The following is a 21,533-nucleotide window of genomic DNA, read 5'->3' as shown; positions in this document are numbered from 1 at the left end:
GTCGGTTGCATGGAATCAACGCCATGGCCGGCATCTGAGGGAGAGCCAAATGGACTTCAGTGGTTTCGGCATTGCGATTGGTGCGCTTGCCTTTCTGGTATTGGTGCTTCTTATCAAAGGCATCAGGACAATCCCGCAAGGCTACAATTATACGGTGGAGCGCTTTGGCCGTTACACCAAGACACTGAGCCCAGGCCTCAACCTCATCGTGCCGTTCGTCGACCGTATCGGCGCCAAGATGAACATGATGGAGCAGGTGCTCGACGTTCCGAGCCAGGAAATCATCACCCGCGACAACGCTATCGTGGGTGTCGACGGCATCGCCTTCTACCAGATTCTCAATGCGGCGCAGGCCGCCTACCAGGTCGCCGGCCTGGAGAACGCCATCCTCAACCTGACGATGACCAACATCCGCACCGTCATGGGTTCGATGGACCTCGACGAACTGCTGTCCAACCGCGACGCCATCAACGAGCGCCTGCTGCGCGTCGTGGACGAAGCGGCCCACCCGTGGGGCATCAAGATCACCCGCGTCGAGATCAAGGACATCAACCCGCCGGCCAACCTCATCGAATCGATGGGCCGGCAGATGACGGCCGAACGCAACAAGCGCGCGCAGATCCTCGCCGCCGAAGGTCTCAAGCAATCGCAGATCCTCGAGGCAGAAGGCCGCAAGGAAGCTGCCTTCCGCGACGCCGAGGCGCGGGAACGTTCGGCCGAAGCCGAAGCCCGCGCCACGCAGGTTGTGTCGGAGGCGATCTCCAAGGGCGACGTGCAGGCGCTCAACTACTTCGTGGCGCTTAAATATACCGAAGCGCTGGGCAGGATCGGCACGGCCACCAACAGCAAGGTCGTGCTGATGCCGATGGAAGCCTCGTCGCTGATCGGCACGCTCGGCGGCATCGGCGAGATCGCCAAGGAGGTGTTCCGGAGCGAAGGCACGGCCGGCGCCGCCCGGCAGGCCGCCCGCCCGCCGGTGGTTCGCCCGAGCGACAACTGAGATCATGAGGTCATAGGAGTACACTCCCATGCTCGACCGCATCATTTCCGAACTTGGTCCGTGGAACTGGATGGTTCTGGGCTTCGTCCTCCTGGTGATGGAGGTCATTGCGCCAGGCATCTTCATGCTGTGGATCGGCATCGCCGCGCTGCTGATCGGCGTGGTTTCCCTGCTCATCTGGAACGCAAGCTTCTGGACCTGGGAAGTCCAGGTCCTCGCCTTTCTGGCGCTGTCGCTGGTCTCGGCCTTCGTGGGCAAGAAGCTCGTTGGCGGGCGCAATGACCCGACCGACCAGCCGCTGCTCAACCGGCGCGGCGCGCAAATGGTTGGCAAGATGGCCACACTTGCCGAACCGATCAAGGACGGCCGCGGCCGCATAAAGCTCGGCGACACGCTGTGGCGCGTCTCCGGTCCCGATCTGCCGGCCGGCACGCAGGTGCGCGTCACCGGCTCGGCCGACACCGATCTGGAACTGAGGGTCGAGGCAGTCTGATATATTCAGGCCGCGCCGATACGCAGCAGGTCATGGAGGTGGACGAGCCCGACCGGCCGTCCACCTTCGACCACCATCAGGCTGGTGATGGCTGAGTTGTTGATCGTCTGCAACGCCGTCGCCACCAGCGTGTCAGGTCCGGCCGTCTTCGGCTTTCTGGTCATCACCTGATCGACGCTCATCGCCAGCAGATCGTTACCGATATGGCGCCTGATGTCGCCGTCGGTGATGATACCGATCAGTGCGCCGTCCACGGCCGTTATCGCCACACAACCAAACCCCTTGCGCGACAATTCGAGGATCGCCTCGCGCATGCCGGTGCCCGAAGGCACCAGCGGCACCCTGTCACCGACATGCATGATGTCGCGGATCTGGGTCAGATTGGCGCCGAGCTGGCCACCCGGATGAAAGGTGCGAAAATGATCCGGCGTGAAACCGCGCGCTTCGAGCAGGGCGATGGCCAGCGCATCGCCGATCACCATCTGCAGCAGCGTCGATGTCGTCGGCGCAAGGCCGTGCGGGCAGGCTTCCGATGCGCGCGGCAGCAGAAGCACCACGTCCGCGGCCCGCGCCAGCGCCGAGGTCTCTCCGGCGGTGACAGCGATCAGCGGGATCGAGAAGCGCCTGGAGTAGGCGACGATGCCCATCAACTCCTTGCTCTCGCCAGACCACGACATGGCGATGATGGCGTCATCCCTGGCGATCATGCCGAGGTCGCCGTGATTGGCTTCTGCCGGGTGGACAAAGAAGGCCGGCGTCCCGGTCGAGGCGAGCGTCGCGGCGATCTTCGAGCCGATATGGCCGCTCTTGCCGACGCCGGTGACGATGACGCGGCCATCGATGCGCGACACGATATCGACGGCTCGCGCGAAGGGTTCGGCCAGTCCGTTTTCGAGCGCTGCGGCAAGTTCGGCGACACCGGCCTGCTCGGTTGCCACCGTCCTGAGCGCCGAGGCGATCGAAGCTTGCCTGTCCAGCCGCTTCTTTTCTGGGGATCCCGCATGCATGGCTGATGCGATTAGCGCTTTGCCGCTCGGCTGTCCAACAGAATTGCCCTGCAGCGTTTGTGGGACGACGACATGCAAGAAAACAAGAAACTTGAAGCACTCCTCATGAACCCCTTCGGAAGAAGCGCTTTCAGGGGTCTAAGAGCGGCCGCCTCAACCCTCCGTTAACCATCCCCATTTACGGTTCGGTAAGTATGGCGCGCTTGCGCCGCGCAAGCAGTGGTGACGATGTCGCGGGCCCAACCTGAAACAAGAAGAGGTCGAAAGGGCAAGGGCATCTGCGCTCTGCTGCTGGCGACCAGCGTCTTCGCATTGCTGCGACCAACGCTGCTTTGCGCCCAGGAGACCGAGTTGCGTGGCGGGGTTTCGGAATCGGCGATTCTGGCCGATCAGCAGCGCAAGAACAGACAGCTGAGCATCGCCGGGCCCCAGGGCCAGACGGCGCCGGCCAACGCAACTGCTGAGGACAATGCGCCGGCGGCCACTTATCTGCCCGCAAGTCCCGGCGCGGTGCCTGACGACACCAACGCGACAGCCGCGACCGGCAGTATTTTCGATCCGCCGGCGGCGACCGACGACACTTCTGCCGACGATCCGGCTCCGGTTAAGCCGCGCCGGCCGTCTGCCGCGAAGCAACGCGCCGCCGATGAAGACAAGGCCAAGACCAAGGCGGCCGACAAGAAGAAGGCAAGGAAAACCACCACCGCGACAGACACCGTGGCCACCTCGGGCGACACCGACTCCGACGAGGACACGACCAACCGCCGTGCCGTCACCATCGACAGCGCCGACAGACAAAAGCTTGATCCCGGCGCCGAACGCACCGGGAGCATCGAGGGCCAGGACAACAAGGCCGAGGACGATCCCTTCGCAGCGACCGGCATCAAGGTCGGCTCCTTCCTGATCAGGCCGACTCTCGACCAAGGCCTGACGGCGACGTCAAACGCAGATTCAAGCAGCGGCGGCACACCGGCACTATTGTCGGAAACGGCGTTGCGCTTCTCTGCCGCCTCCGACTGGCGGGAGAATTCGGCTGTCATCAACGGCTACGGCATCTTTCGCAACACCATATCCGGCGACGACATCCACGATGCCCAGGGGCGCATCGAAGGCACGTTCAACGTCGATCTCGACAATGAACTGCGCGCCATCGCCAAGCTCGGCTATGAGGCGGTGCCGGAATCGGCCTCCTCGCCAGACGCCATTGCTGGTGTCAGCTCACAGCCGCTGCGGCAGACCGTCAACGGCAGCCTCGGCATCGAGAAGGATGTCGGCAAGATGCGCTATGCGCTGACCGGTGCGGTCGAGCACGACTTCTATGGCGACGCCAAGCTTTCGGACGGCACCTCATTGTCGCAGAAGGATCGCGACTCCACGCTCTACACGGCGACCTTGCGGACCGGCTACGAAATCTCCCCCGCCATCACCCCCTTCACCGAAATCGAGGTCGGTCGCCGGGCCTATGATCTACGCTTCGACGGCGATGGCTACGAGCGCTCCTCGACGCGGCTCGGCGCGCGCGCCGGCGTCGAGCTCGACATGGGCGAGAAGCTGGCCGGCGAGTTCTCGGCCGGCTGGCTAAGGGAAGCGATCGACGACGACCGCCTGGAGCCGATTTCGGGTGCGACTGTGAACGCCGACCTCAAATGGTCGCCGGAACGCGGCACCACGATCGGCCTCACCGGCCAGACAACCGTTGAAGGCACGACCACCGCCGGGCAAAGCGGTGACATCCTGTATTCCGGCCGCCTCACCGGCGAGCGGCAAATCCGCGCCAACCTGACGGGTAACGCGGTTCTTGGCGCGGACTGGCGCGATTACATCGGCTCCAACGGCCATGATCTGACGCTGAGCGCCGAGGCCGGGCTGACATGGTGGCTCAACCGCTATATCGGGCTGACCACCCGCGCCAGAACCGAAAAGCTGACCAGCAATTTGCCGGGCCGCGACTACACGGCCAACAGCATCTTCCTCGGCCTGAAGCTGCAGCGCTGAAGTATCTCGCCCAAAAGCCCGCCTCGGGCTTGACCTGAGCCGGCACAGCGGTTTTGGGGACAACGAAAACAACGACCGAAGACACGCCCTTCAAACGCAGCGGTTTGGCAAACCGCTGACAGCTCGGAGCGTTAAAGCGCGACGCCTTGGCGCTCGGCGGGCTCGATCTCGTCGAGAAGCGTACGGATGACCCCGGCCATACTCTTGTTCATGTCGCTGCGCCACAGCGCGAAGGCCACATTGGCTTCGACGAAACCTTCCGGCGATCCGCAATCGAATGTACGCCCCTGGTAGTGGTAGCCATAGAAGGGCTGCAGCTTCTCCAGCTTCAGCATCGCGTCGGTGAGCTGGATCTCGTTGCCGGCGCCCTTTTCCTGGCCTTCGAGAATCCCAAAGATCTCCGGCTGCAGGATGTAGCGTCCATTGATGTAGAGATTGGACGGCGCCGTGCCGGTCTTCGGCTTCTCGACCATGCCGGTGATGCGGAAACCGTGATGCGTATCCTCACCGCGGCCGACGATGCCGTATTTGTGCGCCTCGGCCGGATCGCATTCCTGCACCGCAATGATGTTGTTGCCGGTCTCCTCATAGAGCTCGACCATGTCCCTCATGCAGCTTTTCTCCGATTGCATGATCATGTCAGGCAAAAGCAGGGCGAAGGGCTCGTCGCCGACAAGTTCGCGGGCGCACCAAACGGCGTGGCCAAGGCCGAGCGGCACCTGCTGGCGAGTAAAGCTGGTCTGTCCCGGTGCAGGCTGCAGCCGCTGCAGCCGGGCGAGCTGGTCGTCCTTGCCGCGCTGGGCGAGCGTATCGTAGAGCTCGAACTGGACGTCGAAATGGTCTTCGATGACCGCCTTGTTGCGGCCGGTGACGAAAATGAAATGTTCGATGCCGGCTTCGCGCGCCTCGTCGACCACATATTGGATGACGGGTCTGTCGACGACAGTCAGCATTTCCTTGGGAATGGCCTTGGTGGCCGGAAGAAACCGCGTGCCGAGACCGGCGACCGGGAAAACTGCCTTGCGAACTCTCTTCATGCTGTCAATTATCCGTTTGAGGGCCTGCTCCGCAATCCCGCCCGAGACATTTTCGCGCCGGAATCGAGGAATACGAACGGCTGGTGAGAACTTGTTGTGCTTAAAGCATCGACGCGTCTTTTCGTTCCCGACGACACCTATGGTAAACTAAATCCTAACCGGGTTCGGCGATTAATGATCTTCCTGAGATGAAGAAGGAGGAAAAGATGTCCGTTCGCAACGCCGCAAAGCGCTTCACAAGCGTCATGACGGCCGCCGGCCTCTCGCTCGCCTTGCTGATGCCTGCCGGGCCTGCTTTTGCCGATGCCGGTTTCAGGCAATGGGTCGCCGGCTTCCGCGCCGCGGCCGTGCAGAGCGGCGTTTCCGGCGCCCTCTACGACCAGGCTTTCAAGAACATCAGCGATCCCGACCCGGTGGTGTTGGAAAAGGCGCGTACTCAGCCCGAATTCACCGCTCCTGCCTGGGACTATTTCGACAACCGCGTCCATGACCAGTCGGTCGCCGTCGGCCAGCAGATGGCACGGAAGTGGAAGCCCTGGCTGGACAGGATCGAGGCGAGATTCGGCGTCGACCGCTATGTACTGCTGGCGATCTGGTCTATGGAATCGAACTATGGCGAGATCCTCAAGCGCGATGACGTCATGCGCAACGTCGTGCGTTCGCTGGCAACCCTTGCCTATGCCGACCAGAGACGGGCGAAGTTTGCCCGCACCCAGCTGATCGCCGCGCTCAAGATATTGCAGACCGGCGACATCGACGAAAGCCATTTGAGCGGCTCCTGGGCCGGTGCGATGGGCCACACCCAGTTCATCCCGACCAGCTACCAGGCCTATGCGGTCGACATGGACGGCAATGGCAAGCGCGACATCTGGAATTCGATTCCCGACGCGCTGGCGACAGCCGCCAATCTGCTGAAGAAGAATGGCTGGCAGGCCGGCAAAACCTGGGGCTATGAGGTCAGGCTTCCCGATGGCAAGAAGTTCCCCAGCGGATCGAAGTCGCTGTCGCAATGGCAGGCGCTGGGCGTCGTCAGGGCCAGCGGCAAACCGTTCAAGAGCGGCGCCGACAAGGCCACGTTGAAGGTACCGGACGGCCGTGGCGGGCCGGCTTTCCTGATGATCAAGAACTTTTCGGTCATCAAGCGCTACAACAATGCCGACAAATATGCGCTGGCCGTCGGCCTTCTTGCCGACGAGATCGCCGGCTATGGCGGTCTTGTACAGGACTGGAAACGGCCCTTCACCAAGCTTTCCTTCGAGGAAAGGCAGGAGCTTCAGAAGCGGCTTTCAGAGCATGGCCTCTACGACGGCAAGTTCGATGGCAAGATCGGCGATGGGTCGAAAACCGCCATCCTGGCCTTCCAGGCAAAGGCCGGCTTGACCCAGGACGGGTATCCGAGCATGGAAGTGCTCAACTGGCTCAGGAAAAAATAGAGCCGCCTAGGGATGGGAGAGGGTGATTGGGTTCGGTTGCGCGTATCCGGGTGATCGTTCGTCGCCTGCCGATCCTGCTTCTGGCCATTGCCGTACTGGCGGTCGGCGTCGCCAGCGCCTTTCACACGCCCGCCATTGCGCAGGAACAGCAGCCCCGCGGCTGGTCGTTGCGCGAGCTGTTGTTTCCGCGTCGTAGCGAGCGGATCGAACCGCCACTCGACATCCAGAAAGCAAAGCCGAGGCTCAAGGCAAGGAAACCCCGGGCTCCCCGCCCTCCCGCCGAACCCGAGATACCGATTGTCGAGAAGACACCGGATGCCCGCGTCGTCCTGGTGGTCGGCGATTTCATGGCAGCCGGCCTTGCCGAAGGCCTCGTTACCGCCTTTGCTGAAAATCCCGGCGTCAGGATCGTTGCACGCAGCAACGGCTCGTCCGGTTTCGTGCGAGATGATTTCTACAACTGGCCCGAACAGATCAAGTCGCTGATCGAGGCCGAGAAGCCGGCGGCCGTGGTCGTCATGCTGGGTTCCAACGACCGGCAGCAGATGCGGGTCAACGACGTGCGCGAACAGCCGCGATCCGAGAACTGGACCAAGGAATATGAGCGTCGGACCGATGCTCTGGGCAAAGCGGTTGCGTCAACCAAGGTGCCCTTCCTGTGGGTCGGCATGCCGGCTTTCCGGGTGTCGAAAATGACCTCCGACATGCTGGCCTTCAACGACATCTATCATTCGGCGGCCGAAACCAATGGCGGCGAATTCGTCGACGTCTGGGATGGATTCGTCGACGAGAACGGCGCCTTCGTCACCACCGGTCCCGATATCAACGGCCAGGCGGTGCGCCTGCGCTCCGATGACGGGATCAACGTGTCGAAGGCCGGCAAGCGCAAGCTCGCCTTCTATACAGAAAAGCCGCTGATGAAGATCCTGGGGCTGACAGCGCCCGGGGGCGTGGTGACGGCCTCTGCGCCGGCTGGCGCCCCCGTCGAGGTGCCGTCGCCCGTCGCCGCCCCTATCGTGGTCGACCGTACGGTGCCGATGTTGCTCAACGATCCGGCGCTTGACGGCGGCTCAGCGCTTCTCGGCGCCGCAGCTCCCGCGAAGACGGACGCAAATCTGCCGGGCGAAAAGCTCGTCATCGAAGGCAAGGCGTCCGATGCTTCACCGGGCCGCGCTGACGATTTTTCCTGGCCACCCAAGAACCAGCCTGCGACGGCAGCAGCCAGCGAAACGACGACGGCGATCAACCGTTAGTACTGCGAAGTTCCTCAGAGGCCGTTTCGAAACTCGCTCCTGTGAGTCATATGATGGCGTTTTCGAGAACCGGAGTGGAGCGTACATTTAAGTACGTGAGCACCGGAAGCGCAGAAAACGCCTTCAGATGACCGCAGGAGTAGAGTTTCCAAACGGGCTCAACGGGGCAGCACGCTCGATCCCATCAACGCCTCGTCGATCGAACGGGCCGCCTGGCGACCCTCACGGATCGCCCAGACGACCAGCGACTGGCCGCGACGCACGTCACCTGCAGCATAGAGCTTTTCGACACTGGTCTTGTAGTCGCGATCGTTGGCCTCGACATTCTTCGAACGCCGGCTGTCGGTGACGATCTTCATCTGGCCGTCCAATTCCCTAACCAGCCCTGCGGTGGTCGGCCCGGCAAAGCCGATGGCGATGAAGGCCAGATCGGCGCGGATGACGAATTCGGTGCCGGTGATCGGCTTGCGCTTGTCATCGACCTCACAGCATTTGACGCCGGTCAGCTGACCCTCTTCGCCGATGAATTCGAGCGTCGCCACCTGGAATTCGCGCTCGGCGCCTTCGGCCTGGGAGGACGAGGTGCGCATCTTGGTTGCCCAGTAGGGCCAGACCGAGAGCTTGTCTTCCTTTTCCGGCGGCTGCGGACGGATGTCGAGCTGGGTGACGCGCACCGCGCCCTGGCGAAAGGCCGTGCCGACGCAGTCGGAGGCGGTGTCGCCGCCGCCGACGACGACGACGTGCTGGCCACCGGCGACGATCGGGGCCGAATGCCACGCCACCGACTGGATCGGCTCACCGCCAACGCGCTTGTTCTGCTGCACCAGATACGGCATCGCATCATGCACGCCGCCGAGGTCGTCGCCGGGAATGCCGGCCGCGCGCGGTGTTTCCGAACCGCCGCAATAGAGCACCGCATCATATTCGGCGAGCAGTTCCGCCACCTTCTTGTCGACACCGACATTGACGCCGCAATGGAAGCTCACGCCCTCGCCCTGCATCTGCTCGATGCGCCGGTCGATATAATGCTTCTCGATCTTGAAGTCGGGGATGCCATAGCGCATCAGCCCGCCCGGCCGGCTCTCACGCTCATAGACATGGACGTCGTGGCCGGCGCGGCCCAGCTGCTGGGCGGCCGCCATTCCAGCCGGACCAGAGCCGATGATGGCGACGCGCTTGCCGGTCTTCTTCTCCGGCGGATAGGGCCGGATATGACCGGTTTCGTAGGCCTTGTCGGCGATCGCCTGCTCGACGGTCTTGATGGCGACCGGAATGTCCTCGAGGTTCAGCGTGCAAGCTTCCTCGCAAGGTGCGGGACAGATGCGGCCGGTGAATTCGGGAAAGTTGTTGGTCGAATGCAGGTTGCGGATCGCATTGTCCCAATCGCCATTGTAGACGAGGTCGTTCCAGTCGGGAATCTGGTTATGAATCGGACAGCCGGTCGGCCCATGGCAGAACGGGATGCCGCAATCCATGCAGCGTGCGGCCTGTTTCTCGACCTCCTTGTCCGACATCGGCAGCGTGAATTCACGGAAATGCCGGATGCGGTCGGAGGCGGGCTGGTACTTGTGCACCTGCCGGTCGATCTCGAGAAACCCTGTTACCTTACCCATAGTCCAGTCCCTGCTGTCCAGAAGGCGCGCCGCACCCGTTAACCTCATAAGGCAGCCATGGCAACCTTCCGTCCGAGGTCAGGATTGTTGAAGATGGCGTCGCCCGGAAGCCTGGCTTCCCGGCAGCGCCGGAAGTCTATTCCGCAGCCACGCCCATGCGCATGCGTTCCATCTCGATCAGCGCGCGGCGGTACTCGACCGGCATGATCTTCCGGAATTTCGGCCGGAAAGTCGTCCAGTCGTCAAGGATCTCGCGACCCCTGACCGAGCCCGTGTAGTGCACATGGTTCGAGATCAGCTGGTAGAGCCGCTCCTCGTCATGGCTGGTCATGTCGCCGGAAACGTCGACGCGACCCTTGTGGTCGAGGTCGCCGCCATGATGGAGCAGCCTTTCCATCAGATCGTCTTCTTCCGGAACCGGCTCCAGCTCGACCATCGCCATGTTGCAGCGCTCGGCGAAATCGCCCGCCTCGTCGAGCACATAGGCGACGCCGCCCGACATGCCGGCGGCGAAGTTGCGGCCGGTCTGGCCGATGACGACGACGATGCCGCCGGTCATGTACTCGCAGCCATGGTCGCCGACGCCTTCGACGACGGCGGCCACGCCCGAGTTGCGCACGGCGAAACGCTCCCCGGCGACACCGGCGAAATAGGCCTCGCCCTCGGTCGCGCCATAGAGCACCGTATTGCCGACGATGATGGATTCAGCCGCGACGATCTTTGCCTCTTCCGGCGGCCGGATGACGATGCGTCCGCCCGACAGGCCCTTGCCGACATAGTCGTTGCCGGCGCCGACGAGTTCGAACGAGATGCCGCGCGCCAGGAAGGCGCCGAAGGACTGACCGGCGGTGCCGGTAAGCTTGACCGAGATCGTGTCTTCGCGCAGGCCTTTGTGCTTGAAGCGCTTTGCCACTTCGCCCGACAGCATCGCGCCCGTCGAACGGTCGACATTGCGGATATCGACCTCGATCTTGACCGGCTGCTTGCTCTCGAGCGCCGGCTTGGCCAATTCGATCAGCTTGCGGTCGAGCACGTGGTCGATCGGATGCTTCTGCCGCTCGGTCCAGTGCACCGCTTCATGCGGCGCGTCGGGCTTGAAGAACATCTTGCCGAAATCGAGCCCGCGCGCCTTCCAGTGCTGGATCAGCTCGCGCTTTTCCAGCAGGTCGGTATCGCCGATGATCTGGTCGATATGGGTGTAGCCCATCTCGGCGAGCAGCGCCCTGACCTCTTCCGCCACGTAGAAGAAGAAGTTGATGACGTGCTCCGGTGTGCCCTTGAAGCGCTTGCGCAGCACCGGATCCTGCGTTGCGACGCCGACCGGGCAGGTGTTGAGATGGCACTTGCGCATCATGATGCAGCCGGCCGCGATCAGCGGCGCGGTCGAGAAGCCGAATTCGTCGGCGCCGAGCAGCGCGCCGATGATGACATCGCGGCCGGTACGCAGGCCGCCATCGACCTGCAAGGCGACACGCGAGCGCAGGCCGTTGAGCACCAGCGTCTGATGCGTCTCGGCAAGGCCCATTTCCCATGGGCTGCCGGCATGCTTGAGCGAGGTCAGCGGCGAAGCGCCGGTGCCGCCGTCATAGCCGGAAATGGTGATGTGGTCGGCGCGCGCCTTGGCGACCCCCGCCGCTACCGTGCCGACGCCGACTTCGGAGACCAGCTTGACCGAGACGTCGGCTGCCGGATTGACGTTCTTCAGATCGTAGATGAGCTGCGCCAGATCCTCGATCGAATAGATGTCGTGATGCGGCGGCGGCGAGATCAGTCCGACACCCGGCGTCGAATGCCTAACCTTGGCGATGGTCGCATCGACCTTGTGCCCGGGCAACTGGCCGCCCTCACCGGGCTTTGCACCCTGCGCGACCTTGATCTGCATCATGTCGGAATTGACCAGGTATTCCGCCGTCACGCCGAACCGCCCGGAAGCGACCTGCTTGATCGCCGAACGTTCGGGGTTCTTGCCGCCGCCTGGCAGCGGCAGATAGCGGTCGGCCTCTTCGCCGCCCTCGCCGGTGTTCGACTTGCCACCGATCTGGTTCATCGCCCGCGCCAGCGTCGTGTGCGCCTCCCTGGAGATCGAGCCGAAGGACATCGCCCCGGTCGAGAATCGCTTGACGATGTCGGCCGCCGGCATGACCTCGTCGAGCCCGACCGTCTTGCGGCCGGTCTCTTCCGCGGGCTTGATCCTGAACAAGCCGCGAATGGTTTGCGCCCGCGCCGTCTCGCTGTCGATCTGGGCGGAATAATCCTTGAAGGTTTCCCACGAACCCTGGCGCACGGCGTGCTGCAAGGTGGCGACTGCGTCGGGCGACCAGATATGCGCCTCGCCGCGCATGCGGAACAGGTATTCGCCACCGACTTCGAGGCTGTTACGCAGCACCGGGTCGTTGCCGAAACCGTCAGTGTGGCGGCTGAGCGTCTCGGCTGCGATCTCGTCCAGCCCGACGCCCTCGATCAGTGTCGCGGTGCCGGTGAAGTACTGCTGCACGAAATCGGTCTTCAGGCCGATGGCGTCGAAGATCTGCGCGCCGCAATAGGACTGGTAGGTCGAGATACCCATCTTGGACATCACCTTGAGGATGCCCTTGCCGATCGACTTGATGTAGCGCGAGACGACTTCGTAGGCGTCCACCTCCTTCGGCAGTTCCCCACGCTTGTGCATGTCGAGCAGCGTGTCGAAGGCAAGGTAAGGGTTGATCGCCTCGGCGCCGTAGCCGGCAAGGCAGCAGAAATGGTGCACTTCGCGCGGCTCGCCGGATTCGACGACGAGGCCGACCGAGGTGCGCAGTCCCTTGCGGATCAGGTGGTGGTGGACAGCCGCCGTCGCCAGCAGTGCCGGGATGGCGATGCGGTCCGGCCCGACCTGGCGATCCGACAGGATGATGATGTTGTAGCCACCGGCCACAGCCGCTTCCGAGCGCTCGCAGAGCCGGTCGATGGCGCCCTGCATGCCGCCGGCGCCCTCGTTCGAGCCATAGGTGATGTCGATCGTCTTGGTGTCGAAGCGGTCCTCGGTGTGGCCGATTGAGCGGATCTTTTCCAGATCGCCGTTGGTCAGGATCGGCTGGCGCACCTCAAGCCGCTTGCGGCGTGAACTGCCGACGAGGTCGAAGATGTTGGGCCGCGGCCCGATGAACGACACCAGGCTCATCACCAACTCCTCGCGGATCGGGTCGATCGGCGGGTTGGTGACCTGGGCGAAGTTCTGCTTGAAATAGGTGTAGAGCAGCTTCGACTTGTCCGACATGGCCGAGATCGGCGTGTCGGTGCCCATCGATCCCACGGCTTCCTGGCCGGTCGTCGCCATCGGCGACATCAACAGCTTGGTGTCTTCCTGGCTGTAGCCAAAGGCCTGCTGGCGATCGAGCAGGCTGACATCCTTGCGCAACGCGCGCGGCTCCACCGGCTTCAGGTCTTCCAGGATGAGTTGCGTGTTGGCGAGCCAGGTCTTGTAGGGATGCTTGGTGGCGATCTCCGACTTGATCTCCTCATCGGAAACGATGCGCCCCTTCTCCAGGTCGATCAGCAGCATGCGGCCGGGCTGTAGCCGCCACTTCTTGACGATCCTCTCCTCCGGCACCGGCAGCACGCCGGCTTCCGACGCCATGATGACGCGGTCATCGTCGGTGACGATATAGCGTGCCGGGCGCAGTCCATTGCGGTCGAGCGTGGCGCCGATCTGGCGGCCATCGGTGAAGACGACCGCTGCCGGTCCATCCCACGGCTCCATCAGCGCGGCATGGTATTCATAGAAAGCCTTGCGATCGGCATCCATGAGCTTGTTGCCGGCCCAGGCTTCCGGGATCAGCATCATCATGGCATGGCTGAGGCTATATCCGCCCTGGAATAGGAACTCGAGCGCATTGTCGAAGCAGGCGGTGTCCGACTGTCCCTCGTAGGAGATCGGCCAGAGCTTGGAGATGTTGTTGCCGAACAGTTCGGAATCGACGGACGCCTGACGCGCCGCCATCCAGTTGTTGTTGCCGCGCACCGTGTTGATCTCGCCATTGTGCGCGACCATGCGGTAGGGATGCGCTAGCTTCCACGACGGGAAGGTGTTGGTCGAGAAGCGCTGGTGGACGAGGATCAGCGCGGTCTCAAAACGCGGATCGGTCAGGTCCTTGTAGTAGGCACCGACCTGGTAGGCCAGGAACATGCCCTTGTAGACGATGGTGCGCGCCGACAGCGACACGCAATAGGAACCGATGTCCTTGTTGTCGTTCTCGGCGTAGATGCGGCCCGATATGACCTTGCGCAGCAAATAGAGCCTGGCCTCGTACTCCTCGTCGTCGGTAATGTCGGCTGTGCGACCGATGAATATCTGCCGATGGAACGGCTCGGACGCCACGATATCAGGAGCCTTCGACAGGGACGAGTTGTCGACGGGCACGTCACGGAACCCGATGAGCGGAAGCCCCTCGGACTGCGCCGATTCGGCGATGATGTCCTCGATATGGGAGCGCAGGGCGGCGTCCTGCGGCATGAACCAGTGTCCGACGCCGTACTGACCCGACGGCGGCAGTTCGATGCCCTGGGCTGCCATCTCCTCGCGGAAGAACCGGTCTGGAAGCTGCACCAGCACGCCGGCGCCATCGCCGATCAGCGGATCGGCGCCGACGGCACCGCGATGCGTCAGGTTTTCGAGTACGGCGAGCCCGTCCTTGACGATCTGGTGCGACTTCACGCCCTTCATGTTGACGATGAAGCCGACGCCGCAGGCATCATGTTCGTTGCGCGGATCGTAGAGGCCGTGTGCGGCAAAGCCGTTTTGGGTTCGGAACGGATTTTTGACGGCTGGCGCTTTCGTCTGCGCGGCCGGGCCGTTCGTCGCAGAGTGCGTCATGTCCGCCATCGTCTGTCCTCCATCCCCAGCCCTTTGGGCGCTGGTTTCCGTCGGGAAGCGCTTGGCTCCCCTTGATCCTTGCGGCACGTCTTGCGAAATTCTTGGGCCGAACCATGCAGCTTTCCGCATGCTTCGTATCTGGTATTCGTACAGGCCAGAGCCAGGCTGTCTACCTGTCGCTCGCGGCAACGGCCGGAGAGGCCAATGATACGCCAATCCAGCCTGTTTTGTGCGACTAAATAAGACAGCACTACTGTCCTAAATTTTTATGACAGAAATCTGGGACGCACACAAGACCGATTCGCAAAAATCTTGGGCACGCCGCGACAGAAAATTACGTGAGGCATGGTGAGAACGTAAGCTTCGGTCGCATCCCGATTTTGTAGTCGCTCCCTGGCTTCACCGCTTTTCCAACCGCTGGCCCTTGCGAGCGGCATGCGAAAACGGCCAAGGTTGTTGCGATTTTCCCAACACAGGCAGACGCATGTATTTCGCTTCCGACAATTGGGCAGGCGCCCATCCCAGTATCGCCGCAGGCCTGTCAGCCAATGCCGGCGGCTTTTCCACTGCTTACGGTGACGGCGTCCTCGATCAGGCCGTCTACAGCAGGTTCAACGAAATCTTCGAGCGCGAGGTCGCGGTGTTCTTCGTCGCCACCGGCACCGCTGCCAATTCGCTGTCGCTGACCGCCTACAACAAGCCTGGCGGCCTTTCCTTCTGCCACCGCGAATCGCATGTCATCGAGGACGAATGCGGCGCGCCGGAATATTTTTCCGGCGGATCGCGGCTCTGTGGTGTCGATGGCGCTCTGGGCAAGATCGATCCGAACAATCTGGAAAAGGCCGTTGGCCGCTTCGCCCCGGAAATCGTCCATTGGGGACGGCCAATGGCGATATCGATTACTCAGTCAACCGAGGTCGGCACCATCTACGCACTGGACGACATCGCGCGAATTTCGGCGATCGCCAGGCATCACAAGCTGGCGCTGCATATGGATGGCGCCCGCTTTGCCAACGCACTGGTCGCACTCGACACCACGCCGGCGGAAATGACCTGGAAGCGCGGCGTCGACATCGTCTCCTTCGGCGGCACCAAGAACGGCTGCTGGTGTGCCGAGGCTGTGGTGCTGTTCGATCTCGACCGCGCCAAGGAGCTGGCCTTCCTGCGCAAGCGGGCAGCACAGCTGTTTTCCAAGTCGCGCTTCATATCAGCGCAGTTCGATGCATATTTCAAAGATGGCTTGTGGCTGGACACGGCCCGCCACGCCAATACCATGGCCGCACGCCTGGCTGCAGCGATCGAGGATTCGGCAACGGCTAAGCTGGCTTGGCTGCCGCAGGCCAATGAGGTATTCGCGGTGATGAAAAAGACGGATGCCGAAAAGCTGCAATCGGCGGGCGCCGCTTTCTACGACTGGCACAAACCGCACGGCTTCGACGGCCATGTCGGCGACGACGAGTTGCTCTATCGTTTCGTCACCAGCTTTGCCACGACTTCAGATGAAGTCGATCGTTTTGGCCAGTTGATCGCCTGAGCTCCCCGAGATGACCAAACCGCCCCTCGGTTCAACCATGCGGCTGGTTCGCCCAGTGCCAAACGTGCTGGGCTTCTACGATGGCCGCATCGACGGCGTCCGCGCCTGGTCGGACGAGCCAAACTGGCTGGATGACGGTGCCTATGCCCTCGGCATCTGCACCTATGCTGTTGTCGATGGGTCGCAGGCGCTTGTCTACGACACGCATGTTTCGCTGCCCCACGCGCGCTATGTCAGGCAGACGCTCGAAGACATGGGCGTAAGCTCGATCCGGGTCGTGCTCAGCCACTGGCATGACGATCATATTGCCGGCAATGAGGTGTTTCAGGATTGCGAGATCATCGCCAACAAGCTCACCGCCTCGGCCTTGGCGAACAATCGGACCGAGATAGAAGGCGGCATTCCACCGATCCGGCCCCTCGTGCTGCCGAACAGGACCTTCGAAGGCAGTCTTGACCTCACCGTTGGATCGATCGCCGTCGAGCTGCGCCAGGTCGAAATCCACAGCCATGACGGCACGGTGCTGTTCATGCCCGGCACCGGCCTGCTCCTGGCGGGCGACACGCTGGAGGACCCGATCACCTATGTCAGCGAGCCGGATCGGCTGGCCGAACATTTGGTCGATCTCGGACGCATCGCCAACTGGCCGATAGACCGCATCCTGCCCAATCACGGCTCCCCGGCAGCGATTGAGGCAGGCTATGACAAAAGCCTCATCGCCGCAACGCAAGGATATGTCCAGAAACTGCTCCGCTGCCGGCACGAGCCCGATCTGGCGAGGCAGGATCTGAAAACCTTTGGCGCCGACATGTTCGCCACCGGTGCGGTCGGGTATTTCGCGCCATACGACGCCGTTCACCGGCAAAACGTCGAGGCCGTTATCGCAACCGGCACCGGCCAATAGAGGGCGCTTCTAGGCCAGGAAAGGCCGCGCCAAGAGCTCCAGGCCAAGCAGGATCAGGAAGATCAAGAACCAGCGGCGGAAGGTCGCCGGGCTGATCCGCTGCCGGAGCAATTGTCCCAGCCACATGCCGAGCAGCGCCGGTAACACCGCCAGCGACGACATGGCGATATGCTCGACCTGGAATGCGCCATGCGCCGCAAGGCCGGCCGCAAGCGCGATGGTCGACACCGTGAAGGAAAGGCCGAGCGCCTGGATCAGGTCATCCCGGCTCAATCCCAGCGCCTGGATGTAGGGAACGGCGGGAACCACGAACACCCCCGTACCGCCGGTCACGATGCCGGTGATGAAGCCGACGGCCGGCGACATCAGGTGCTCGGCGGCAGCCGGAACGGTCAACTGCCGCGCCAGCAAGGTGTAAGCAGCATAGATTGTCAGAGCGGCGCCAAGGCCGGCGGTCGTCCATTGGACGTTGTCGCTGGCCAGCAGCCATGAACCAGCCATTGTGCCGATGAGGATGCCGACCATCATCAGCCACAGCCGGCGCAGGATCGACGCAAAACTCGGGCCGGCGAACAACTGCCAGACATTGGTGACAAAGGACGGAACGATCAGCAGAGAGGCAGCCGTGACAGGCGGCATGATTGTGCCCAGCAGGCCCATCGCCAGTGTCGGCAAACCCATGCCGGTGATACCCTTGACGATGCCGGCCAGCAGGAAGGTGATGGCGATTGTGCCTGTCAGCGTCAAAGAAAAATCAGACATGCCCTTGATCCGTTCCGCGGACCGAAAACCTGGTTCAGCCGGGCGTGCCGCGAAAGGGCCAGTACCATGGGATGGGGGTGGCACAGACACCAGGGCAAACAAAAAGCGGCGCCACAAGGCGCCGCTTTCGTCTCGGGAGGAGACGGACTTAAATGCTGCGATTATGCAGCGGTCTTGGCCTCGATCTGCTTGGCCTTCGCCGAAGACACGGAAATCGCAATCTTGCGCGGCTTCAGCTCTTCGGGAATGTTGCGCTTGAGGTCGACGAACAGCAGACCGTTCTTCAGCGAAGCGCCGACGACTTCAACGTGGTCGGCAAGCTGGAAACGGCGCTCGAAGGCCCTTGAGGCAATGCCGCGATAGAGCAGTTCGGATCCTTCGCCGGTGCCCTCTTCCTTGCGCTCACCCTTGACGGTCAGCACATTGCGATGGGCTTCGATCGAGATTTCGTCGTCCGAGAAACCGGCGACGGCCATCGAGATGCGATAGGAATCCTCACCAGTACGCTCGATGTTGTAGGGCGGATAGGTCTGCGCGCCGTCGGGCTGCGCAAGCGAATCGAGCATGGTGAACAGCCGGTCAAAACCGACGGTCGAGCGATAGAGCGGGGAAAAATCAACGTGACGCATGAGGTGTTCTCCTGTTGAGCAACATGGTTTGCGTATGGCCGGTGCGAAACCCTCGAGCGGCGTTTCGGCTGGACCAGCGGCCCCGACATTGGCGACCGCATCCGACATTTGGGGAGCGGCTGAAAGCATTTCAAGATTTGCCTGCCAAACGGGTTCTGCCCTCGATGAACGGCAGATGAACCAAGGCTTCGGCGCACGTTCAGCTATGCGGCGCTAAAGTCTGTTCAAGACTAGGGAACAGGCGGCGCATGATGAGGCGCCGCGACGAGGCCGAACCGGGTGTAACGTCCCTTCCTCCCGGATCGACAGAGGCCGGAAGCACGCCGCAGGCTGCTTCCGGCCTTGCTCGTTGCCTGGCTCGCCCCTATCCACCCGAATTCCTTTGCTTTTGCCGCATTGGCGTCTATCACCGTGCCTGAGCCCGCAGCCCATGCAGGGCAACGACACACCAAACGCAGTGCCGAATGACGGACCTCTTTCACCAGACTCCAGGCAATCCGATCCCGGAAAACGCTGCCGGCGGCTTTTTCACCACGCGCGACCGCAAGAGGATTCGCTACGGCCTCTTTCCGGCGGTTGCCCGCCCCTTGAAAGGCACCGTCGTCCTCCTGACCGGCCGTAATGAGTGTATCGAGAAATATTTCGAAACCATCCGCAACCTCGCCGACCGGGGCTTCGGCATTGCCACCCTCGACTGGCGCGGCCAGGGCGATTCCGATCGGCTGATCCGCGACCGCCAGCGCGGCTACGTCCGCAGCTTCTACGACTACACCGGCGATCTGGAACAGTTCTTCGAAGAGATCGTGCTGCCCGATTGCCGTGGGCCGTACTACATCCTGGCCCATTCGACCGGAGCTGTAATCGCGCTGCTCGCCGCGCCCTCGATGGTGAACCGGGTGCGGCGCATGGTGATGATCGCGCCCTTCTTCACCGTACCTGACCTGCCGTTGTCGATAACAACGGTGCGCCGCGTCTGCTCGCTGTTGTGTCTTCTCGGCCTTGGCCGACTTTACGCGGCATGGGGTCCGCGACCGAGGGAAACGGCACCGTTTGCCACCAACAAGGTGACATCGGACCCGGAGCGGTATCGACGCAACACGCTGATCTACGAAACCTATCCGCAACTCGCGCTCGGCGGCCCGACGATCCGCTGGCTGAAAGCCGCAGCCGACGCGACCGAAATCGTCAGCGACCCGGATTTCATGGCCAGGATCCAGGTTCCCTTGCTGATGATCGCAGCCGGCGGCGATCAGGTCGTGTCGACCAAGGCCGTGGAGACCTACACCAGACATTTGCGTCTCGGCTCGCTGCTGACGATCGATGGCGCACGCCATGAGATCCTGCAGGAAGCCGACATCTACCGCGAGCAGCTCCTCGCCGCCTTCGATGCCTTCATCCCCGGAACCGACGACAACGCTTAAAGCAGTTCACGCTTGCCGCGCAAAATCCATGATCCAGTTGGTCTCCCATGACTTGCCGCCATCCGGTGAAAAGGCCTGCTCCCAGCGCGCCGATTCTGCCGTGATCAGCGACCAGAAGAAGCGAACCTGGATCGGGCGGCCCTCGAAGACGTCGTCGCACAGGAACGTGCCGACGCCTTCCTCGAAGGACCCGCGCATCGGCACATCGATGGTCGACGGGTTGCGGCCGTCGATCCACCAGATCGCCCATTGTCTCGTCGCCGCATCGAAAGTGCGCAGAGTGGCGGCGCGATAGCTGCCGCCGGGCAATTCAATGACATTGTCGTCGAAATTGCCGAGACCGCCAAGGATCGGCCGCACCTCGCACGTCCCGCCAAACGCATCCCAGTTGGTGTCGCCGGCAAGCCGCATGCGCAACCGTCGATGGCTGACATCCCAGCGACCGAAGAAGAAATCGAAATCAGCCCGGCCATCTGCCGCAGCACTGTCGGAACGGGTGGCTGTTGACTGCGTCGGCATGTGTAATCCTCCCTCTGATGACACCCTTCATAACGGAAGGCTCCTGACACCTTCCTGTCAGCAGGGTTGCGCAATCGTCAGAGGAGTTTGGCTACTGCGCCGGCGCGTCAGCCGCGCAGCGCCGCCATCGCCGCGGCATGAAGTTCCGGCGTCGCCGCGGCCACGATGTCGCCGCCCTTTTCCGCCGGTCCACCTTCGAAGGTGCTGACGACGCCGCCGGCCTTCTCGATGATCGGGATCAGCGCCACGATGTCATAGGGCTTCAATCCGGGATCGGCGACGATATCGACGCTGCCTGAAGCGATCATCGAAAAGGCATAGCAATCGGCGCCGTAGCGAACGAGTTGGACCTGCTTCTCGAATTCGTCAAAACGCTTGCGCGCGTCGCCCTTGAACAGCGCCGGCGTGGTGGTGAACAGCGTCGCCTCGGCGAGGTTCGTCGTCTTGCGCGTTGCCAGTCGTCGCGGCCCGCCCGGTCCCTCATAGTGGGAACCGGAAGCGTTGGCGTAGAAAAGCTCGCCGGTGAAAGGCTGCGACATCATGCCGGCAACGGCATCGCCGTCGACCGTCAGCCCGACCAACGTTCCCCACACCGGCAGACCGGAGATGAAGGCGCGCGTACCGTCGATCGGATCGATCACCCAGACATGCCTGCTGGAGATATTCTCGCTGCCATGCTCCTCGCCGAGAATGCCATGATCGGGGTATTCCGCTGATATAAGCGCCCGGATGGCCCGTTCGGCCTCGCGGTCGGCCTCGGTGACCGGATCGAAGCTGCCCGCCTCCTTGTTGGCGACCACCCCTTGCCGGCGGAAGCGCGGCAAGGTCTCGGCGGCGGCGGCATGCGCGATGCGCCGCATGAAATCGATGCTGATGTCCAACTGATTCTCCCGCGTTGCAGCATGCTGAACTGTCGTTTGCCGGTGGTTTTCCGCCAACACAAGGGGCGTGCAAAACTTTTGGGCACCGACAACTGTTGCTCGAATGTCACGCAAGCGTCATGGAAGTGCAATTTCCACATCACTGTGAATTAAAAAAGCCTGAAGATCGCTTGACATTTGTGCAGCGCACAATAGTTTTGTTC

At 62.5% G+C, this 21,533-nt stretch carries 16 protein-coding genes; 8 read left to right on the top strand and 8 right to left on the bottom strand.

Going from position 1 to position 21,533, the window contains the following annotated elements; genetic code table 11:
- Window positions 1–49: 49 nt before the first annotated feature.
- Both LHFGNBLO_RS14400 and LHFGNBLO_RS14395 read left to right on the top strand, forming a co-directional pair.
- Window positions 50–1,000, top strand: coding sequence for an SPFH domain-containing protein (locus LHFGNBLO_RS14400; RefSeq protein WP_258608384.1), 951 nt, complete (start codon window positions 50–52; stop codon window positions 998–1,000).
- A gap of 28 nt (window positions 1,001–1,028) precedes the next feature.
- A complete protein-coding gene (locus tag LHFGNBLO_RS14395; RefSeq protein WP_258608382.1) occupies window positions 1,029–1,493 on the top strand; it encodes an NfeD family protein in 465 nt (154 codons plus the stop codon).
- Between the two features lie 5 nt (window positions 1,494–1,498).
- Here the strand turns inward: LHFGNBLO_RS14395 and LHFGNBLO_RS14390 are convergent, their stop codons facing one another.
- Window positions 1,499–2,500 carry a KpsF/GutQ family sugar-phosphate isomerase gene (locus LHFGNBLO_RS14390; RefSeq protein ID WP_258608380.1) on the bottom strand — a complete coding sequence of 334 codons (1,002 nt, stop codon included), beginning with the start codon at window positions 2,498–2,500 and terminating at the stop codon, window positions 1,499–1,501.
- 228 nt (window positions 2,501–2,728) lie between these two features.
- On the opposite strand from LHFGNBLO_RS14390, the gene LHFGNBLO_RS14385 reads away from it, so the two are divergent.
- Window positions 2,729–4,495, top strand: coding sequence for an outer membrane beta-barrel protein (locus tag LHFGNBLO_RS14385; protein WP_258608378.1), 1,767 nt, complete (start codon window positions 2,729–2,731; stop codon window positions 4,493–4,495).
- A gap of 131 nt (window positions 4,496–4,626) precedes the next feature.
- Here LHFGNBLO_RS14385 and galU read toward each other — a convergent pair whose 3' ends face one another.
- Window positions 4,627–5,532 carry a UTP--glucose-1-phosphate uridylyltransferase GalU gene (galU, locus tag LHFGNBLO_RS14380; RefSeq protein ID WP_413774684.1) on the bottom strand — a complete coding sequence of 302 codons (906 nt, stop codon included), beginning with the start codon at window positions 5,530–5,532 and terminating at the stop codon, window positions 4,627–4,629.
- A gap of 206 nt (window positions 5,533–5,738) precedes the next feature.
- Here galU and LHFGNBLO_RS14375 point away from each other — a divergent pair, with 206 nt between their 5' ends.
- Window positions 5,739–6,965 (top strand): lytic murein transglycosylase, encoded by a 1,227-nt coding sequence (locus tag LHFGNBLO_RS14375; RefSeq protein WP_258608376.1) that lies wholly within the window; start codon window positions 5,739–5,741, stop codon window positions 6,963–6,965.
- 26 nt (window positions 6,966–6,991) lie between these two features.
- On the top strand, window positions 6,992–8,218 hold the full coding sequence (locus LHFGNBLO_RS14370) for a DUF459 domain-containing protein (RefSeq protein ID WP_258608374.1): 1,227 nt from the start codon (window positions 6,992–6,994) through the stop codon (window positions 8,216–8,218).
- A gap of 158 nt (window positions 8,219–8,376) precedes the next feature.
- On the opposite strand, the gene LHFGNBLO_RS14365 is transcribed toward LHFGNBLO_RS14370, so the two are convergent.
- Together LHFGNBLO_RS14365 and gltB are read right to left on the bottom strand one after the other, a co-directional pair.
- Window positions 8,377–9,831: a glutamate synthase subunit beta gene (locus LHFGNBLO_RS14365; RefSeq protein WP_258608372.1), complete on the bottom strand. Its 1,455-nt coding sequence runs from the start codon at window positions 9,829–9,831 to the stop codon at window positions 8,377–8,379.
- Window positions 9,832–9,967: 136 nt separating this feature from the next.
- Entirely contained in the window at window positions 9,968–14,689 is a 4,722-nt protein-coding gene (gltB, locus tag LHFGNBLO_RS14360) for a glutamate synthase large subunit (protein WP_258608371.1), read from the bottom strand.
- 475 nt (window positions 14,690–15,164) lie between these two features.
- Here gltB and LHFGNBLO_RS14355 point away from each other — a divergent pair, with 475 nt between their 5' ends.
- Window positions 15,165–16,214: a threonine aldolase family protein gene (locus LHFGNBLO_RS14355; RefSeq protein ID WP_258608369.1), complete on the top strand. Its 1,050-nt coding sequence runs from the start codon at window positions 15,165–15,167 to the stop codon at window positions 16,212–16,214.
- Window positions 16,215–16,224: 10 nt separating this feature from the next.
- Window positions 16,225–17,118 (top strand): MBL fold metallo-hydrolase, encoded by an 894-nt coding sequence (locus LHFGNBLO_RS14350; protein ID WP_258608367.1) that lies wholly within the window; start codon window positions 16,225–16,227, stop codon window positions 17,116–17,118.
- 9 nt (window positions 17,119–17,127) lie between these two features.
- Here the strand turns inward: LHFGNBLO_RS14350 and LHFGNBLO_RS14345 are convergent, their stop codons facing one another.
- Window positions 17,128–17,880, bottom strand: coding sequence for a sulfite exporter TauE/SafE family protein (locus LHFGNBLO_RS14345; RefSeq protein ID WP_258608365.1), 753 nt, complete (start codon window positions 17,878–17,880; stop codon window positions 17,128–17,130).
- A gap of 161 nt (window positions 17,881–18,041) precedes the next feature.
- Window positions 18,042–18,509: an Hsp20 family protein gene (locus LHFGNBLO_RS14340; RefSeq protein ID WP_258608363.1), complete on the bottom strand. Its 468-nt coding sequence runs from the start codon at window positions 18,507–18,509 to the stop codon at window positions 18,042–18,044.
- Window positions 18,510–18,973: 464 nt separating this feature from the next.
- Between LHFGNBLO_RS14340 and LHFGNBLO_RS14335 the strand changes: the two genes are divergently transcribed.
- Window positions 18,974–19,930 carry an alpha/beta fold hydrolase gene (locus tag LHFGNBLO_RS14335; protein WP_258608360.1) on the top strand — a complete coding sequence of 319 codons (957 nt, stop codon included), beginning with the start codon at window positions 18,974–18,976 and terminating at the stop codon, window positions 19,928–19,930.
- Window positions 19,931–19,936: 6 nt separating this feature from the next.
- Here LHFGNBLO_RS14335 and LHFGNBLO_RS14330 read toward each other — a convergent pair whose 3' ends face one another.
- Both LHFGNBLO_RS14330 and hisN read right to left on the bottom strand, forming a co-directional pair.
- Entirely contained in the window at window positions 19,937–20,449 is a 513-nt protein-coding gene (locus tag LHFGNBLO_RS14330; protein WP_258608357.1) for a DUF1579 domain-containing protein, read from the bottom strand.
- Between the two features lie 107 nt (window positions 20,450–20,556).
- The gene (hisN, locus tag LHFGNBLO_RS14325; RefSeq protein ID WP_258608354.1) at window positions 20,557–21,330 is read right to left on the bottom strand and encodes a histidinol-phosphatase; all 774 of its coding nucleotides are present in this window, start codon (window positions 21,328–21,330) and stop codon (window positions 20,557–20,559) included.
- Window positions 21,331–21,533: the final 203 nt, after the last annotated feature.

Source organism: Mesorhizobium sp. AR10 (assembly GCF_024746795.1).
Taxonomy (GTDB): domain Bacteria; phylum Pseudomonadota; class Alphaproteobacteria; order Rhizobiales; family Rhizobiaceae; genus Mesorhizobium.
Note: the sequence above shows the minus strand (reverse complement) of the source record. Positions and strands in the feature narration are given on the sequence as shown.

Excerpts from the sequence above, each read along its gene's own strand:
- LHFGNBLO_RS14400 (WP_258608384.1), top strand. The coding sequence starts at position 50 with ATGGACTTCAGTGGTTTCGGCATTGCGATTGGTGCGCTTGCCTTTCTG.
- LHFGNBLO_RS14395 (WP_258608382.1), top strand. The coding sequence starts at position 1,029 with ATGCTCGACCGCATCATTTCCGAACTTGGTCCGTGGAACTGGATGGTT.
- LHFGNBLO_RS14390 (WP_258608380.1), bottom strand. The coding sequence starts at position 2,500 with ATGCATGCGGGATCCCCAGAAAAGAAGCGGCTGGACAGGCAAGCTTCG.
- LHFGNBLO_RS14385 (WP_258608378.1), top strand. The coding sequence starts at position 2,729 with ATGTCGCGGGCCCAACCTGAAACAAGAAGAGGTCGAAAGGGCAAGGGC.
- galU (WP_413774684.1), bottom strand. The coding sequence starts at position 5,532 with ATGAAGAGAGTTCGCAAGGCAGTTTTCCCGGTCGCCGGTCTCGGCACG.
- LHFGNBLO_RS14375 (WP_258608376.1), top strand. The coding sequence starts at position 5,739 with ATGTCCGTTCGCAACGCCGCAAAGCGCTTCACAAGCGTCATGACGGCC.
- LHFGNBLO_RS14365 (WP_258608372.1), bottom strand. The coding sequence starts at position 9,831 with ATGGGTAAGGTAACAGGGTTTCTCGAGATCGACCGGCAGGTGCACAAG.
- gltB (WP_258608371.1), bottom strand. The coding sequence starts at position 14,689 with ATGGCGGACATGACGCACTCTGCGACGAACGGCCCGGCCGCGCAGACG.
- LHFGNBLO_RS14355 (WP_258608369.1), top strand. The coding sequence starts at position 15,165 with ATGTATTTCGCTTCCGACAATTGGGCAGGCGCCCATCCCAGTATCGCC.
- LHFGNBLO_RS14350 (WP_258608367.1), top strand. The coding sequence starts at position 16,225 with ATGACCAAACCGCCCCTCGGTTCAACCATGCGGCTGGTTCGCCCAGTG.
- LHFGNBLO_RS14345 (WP_258608365.1), bottom strand. The coding sequence starts at position 17,880 with ATGTCTGATTTTTCTTTGACGCTGACAGGCACAATCGCCATCACCTTC.
- LHFGNBLO_RS14340 (WP_258608363.1), bottom strand. The coding sequence starts at position 18,509 with ATGCGTCACGTTGATTTTTCCCCGCTCTATCGCTCGACCGTCGGTTTT.
- LHFGNBLO_RS14335 (WP_258608360.1), top strand. The coding sequence starts at position 18,974 with ATGACGGACCTCTTTCACCAGACTCCAGGCAATCCGATCCCGGAAAAC.
- LHFGNBLO_RS14330 (WP_258608357.1), bottom strand. The coding sequence starts at position 20,449 with ATGCCGACGCAGTCAACAGCCACCCGTTCCGACAGTGCTGCGGCAGAT.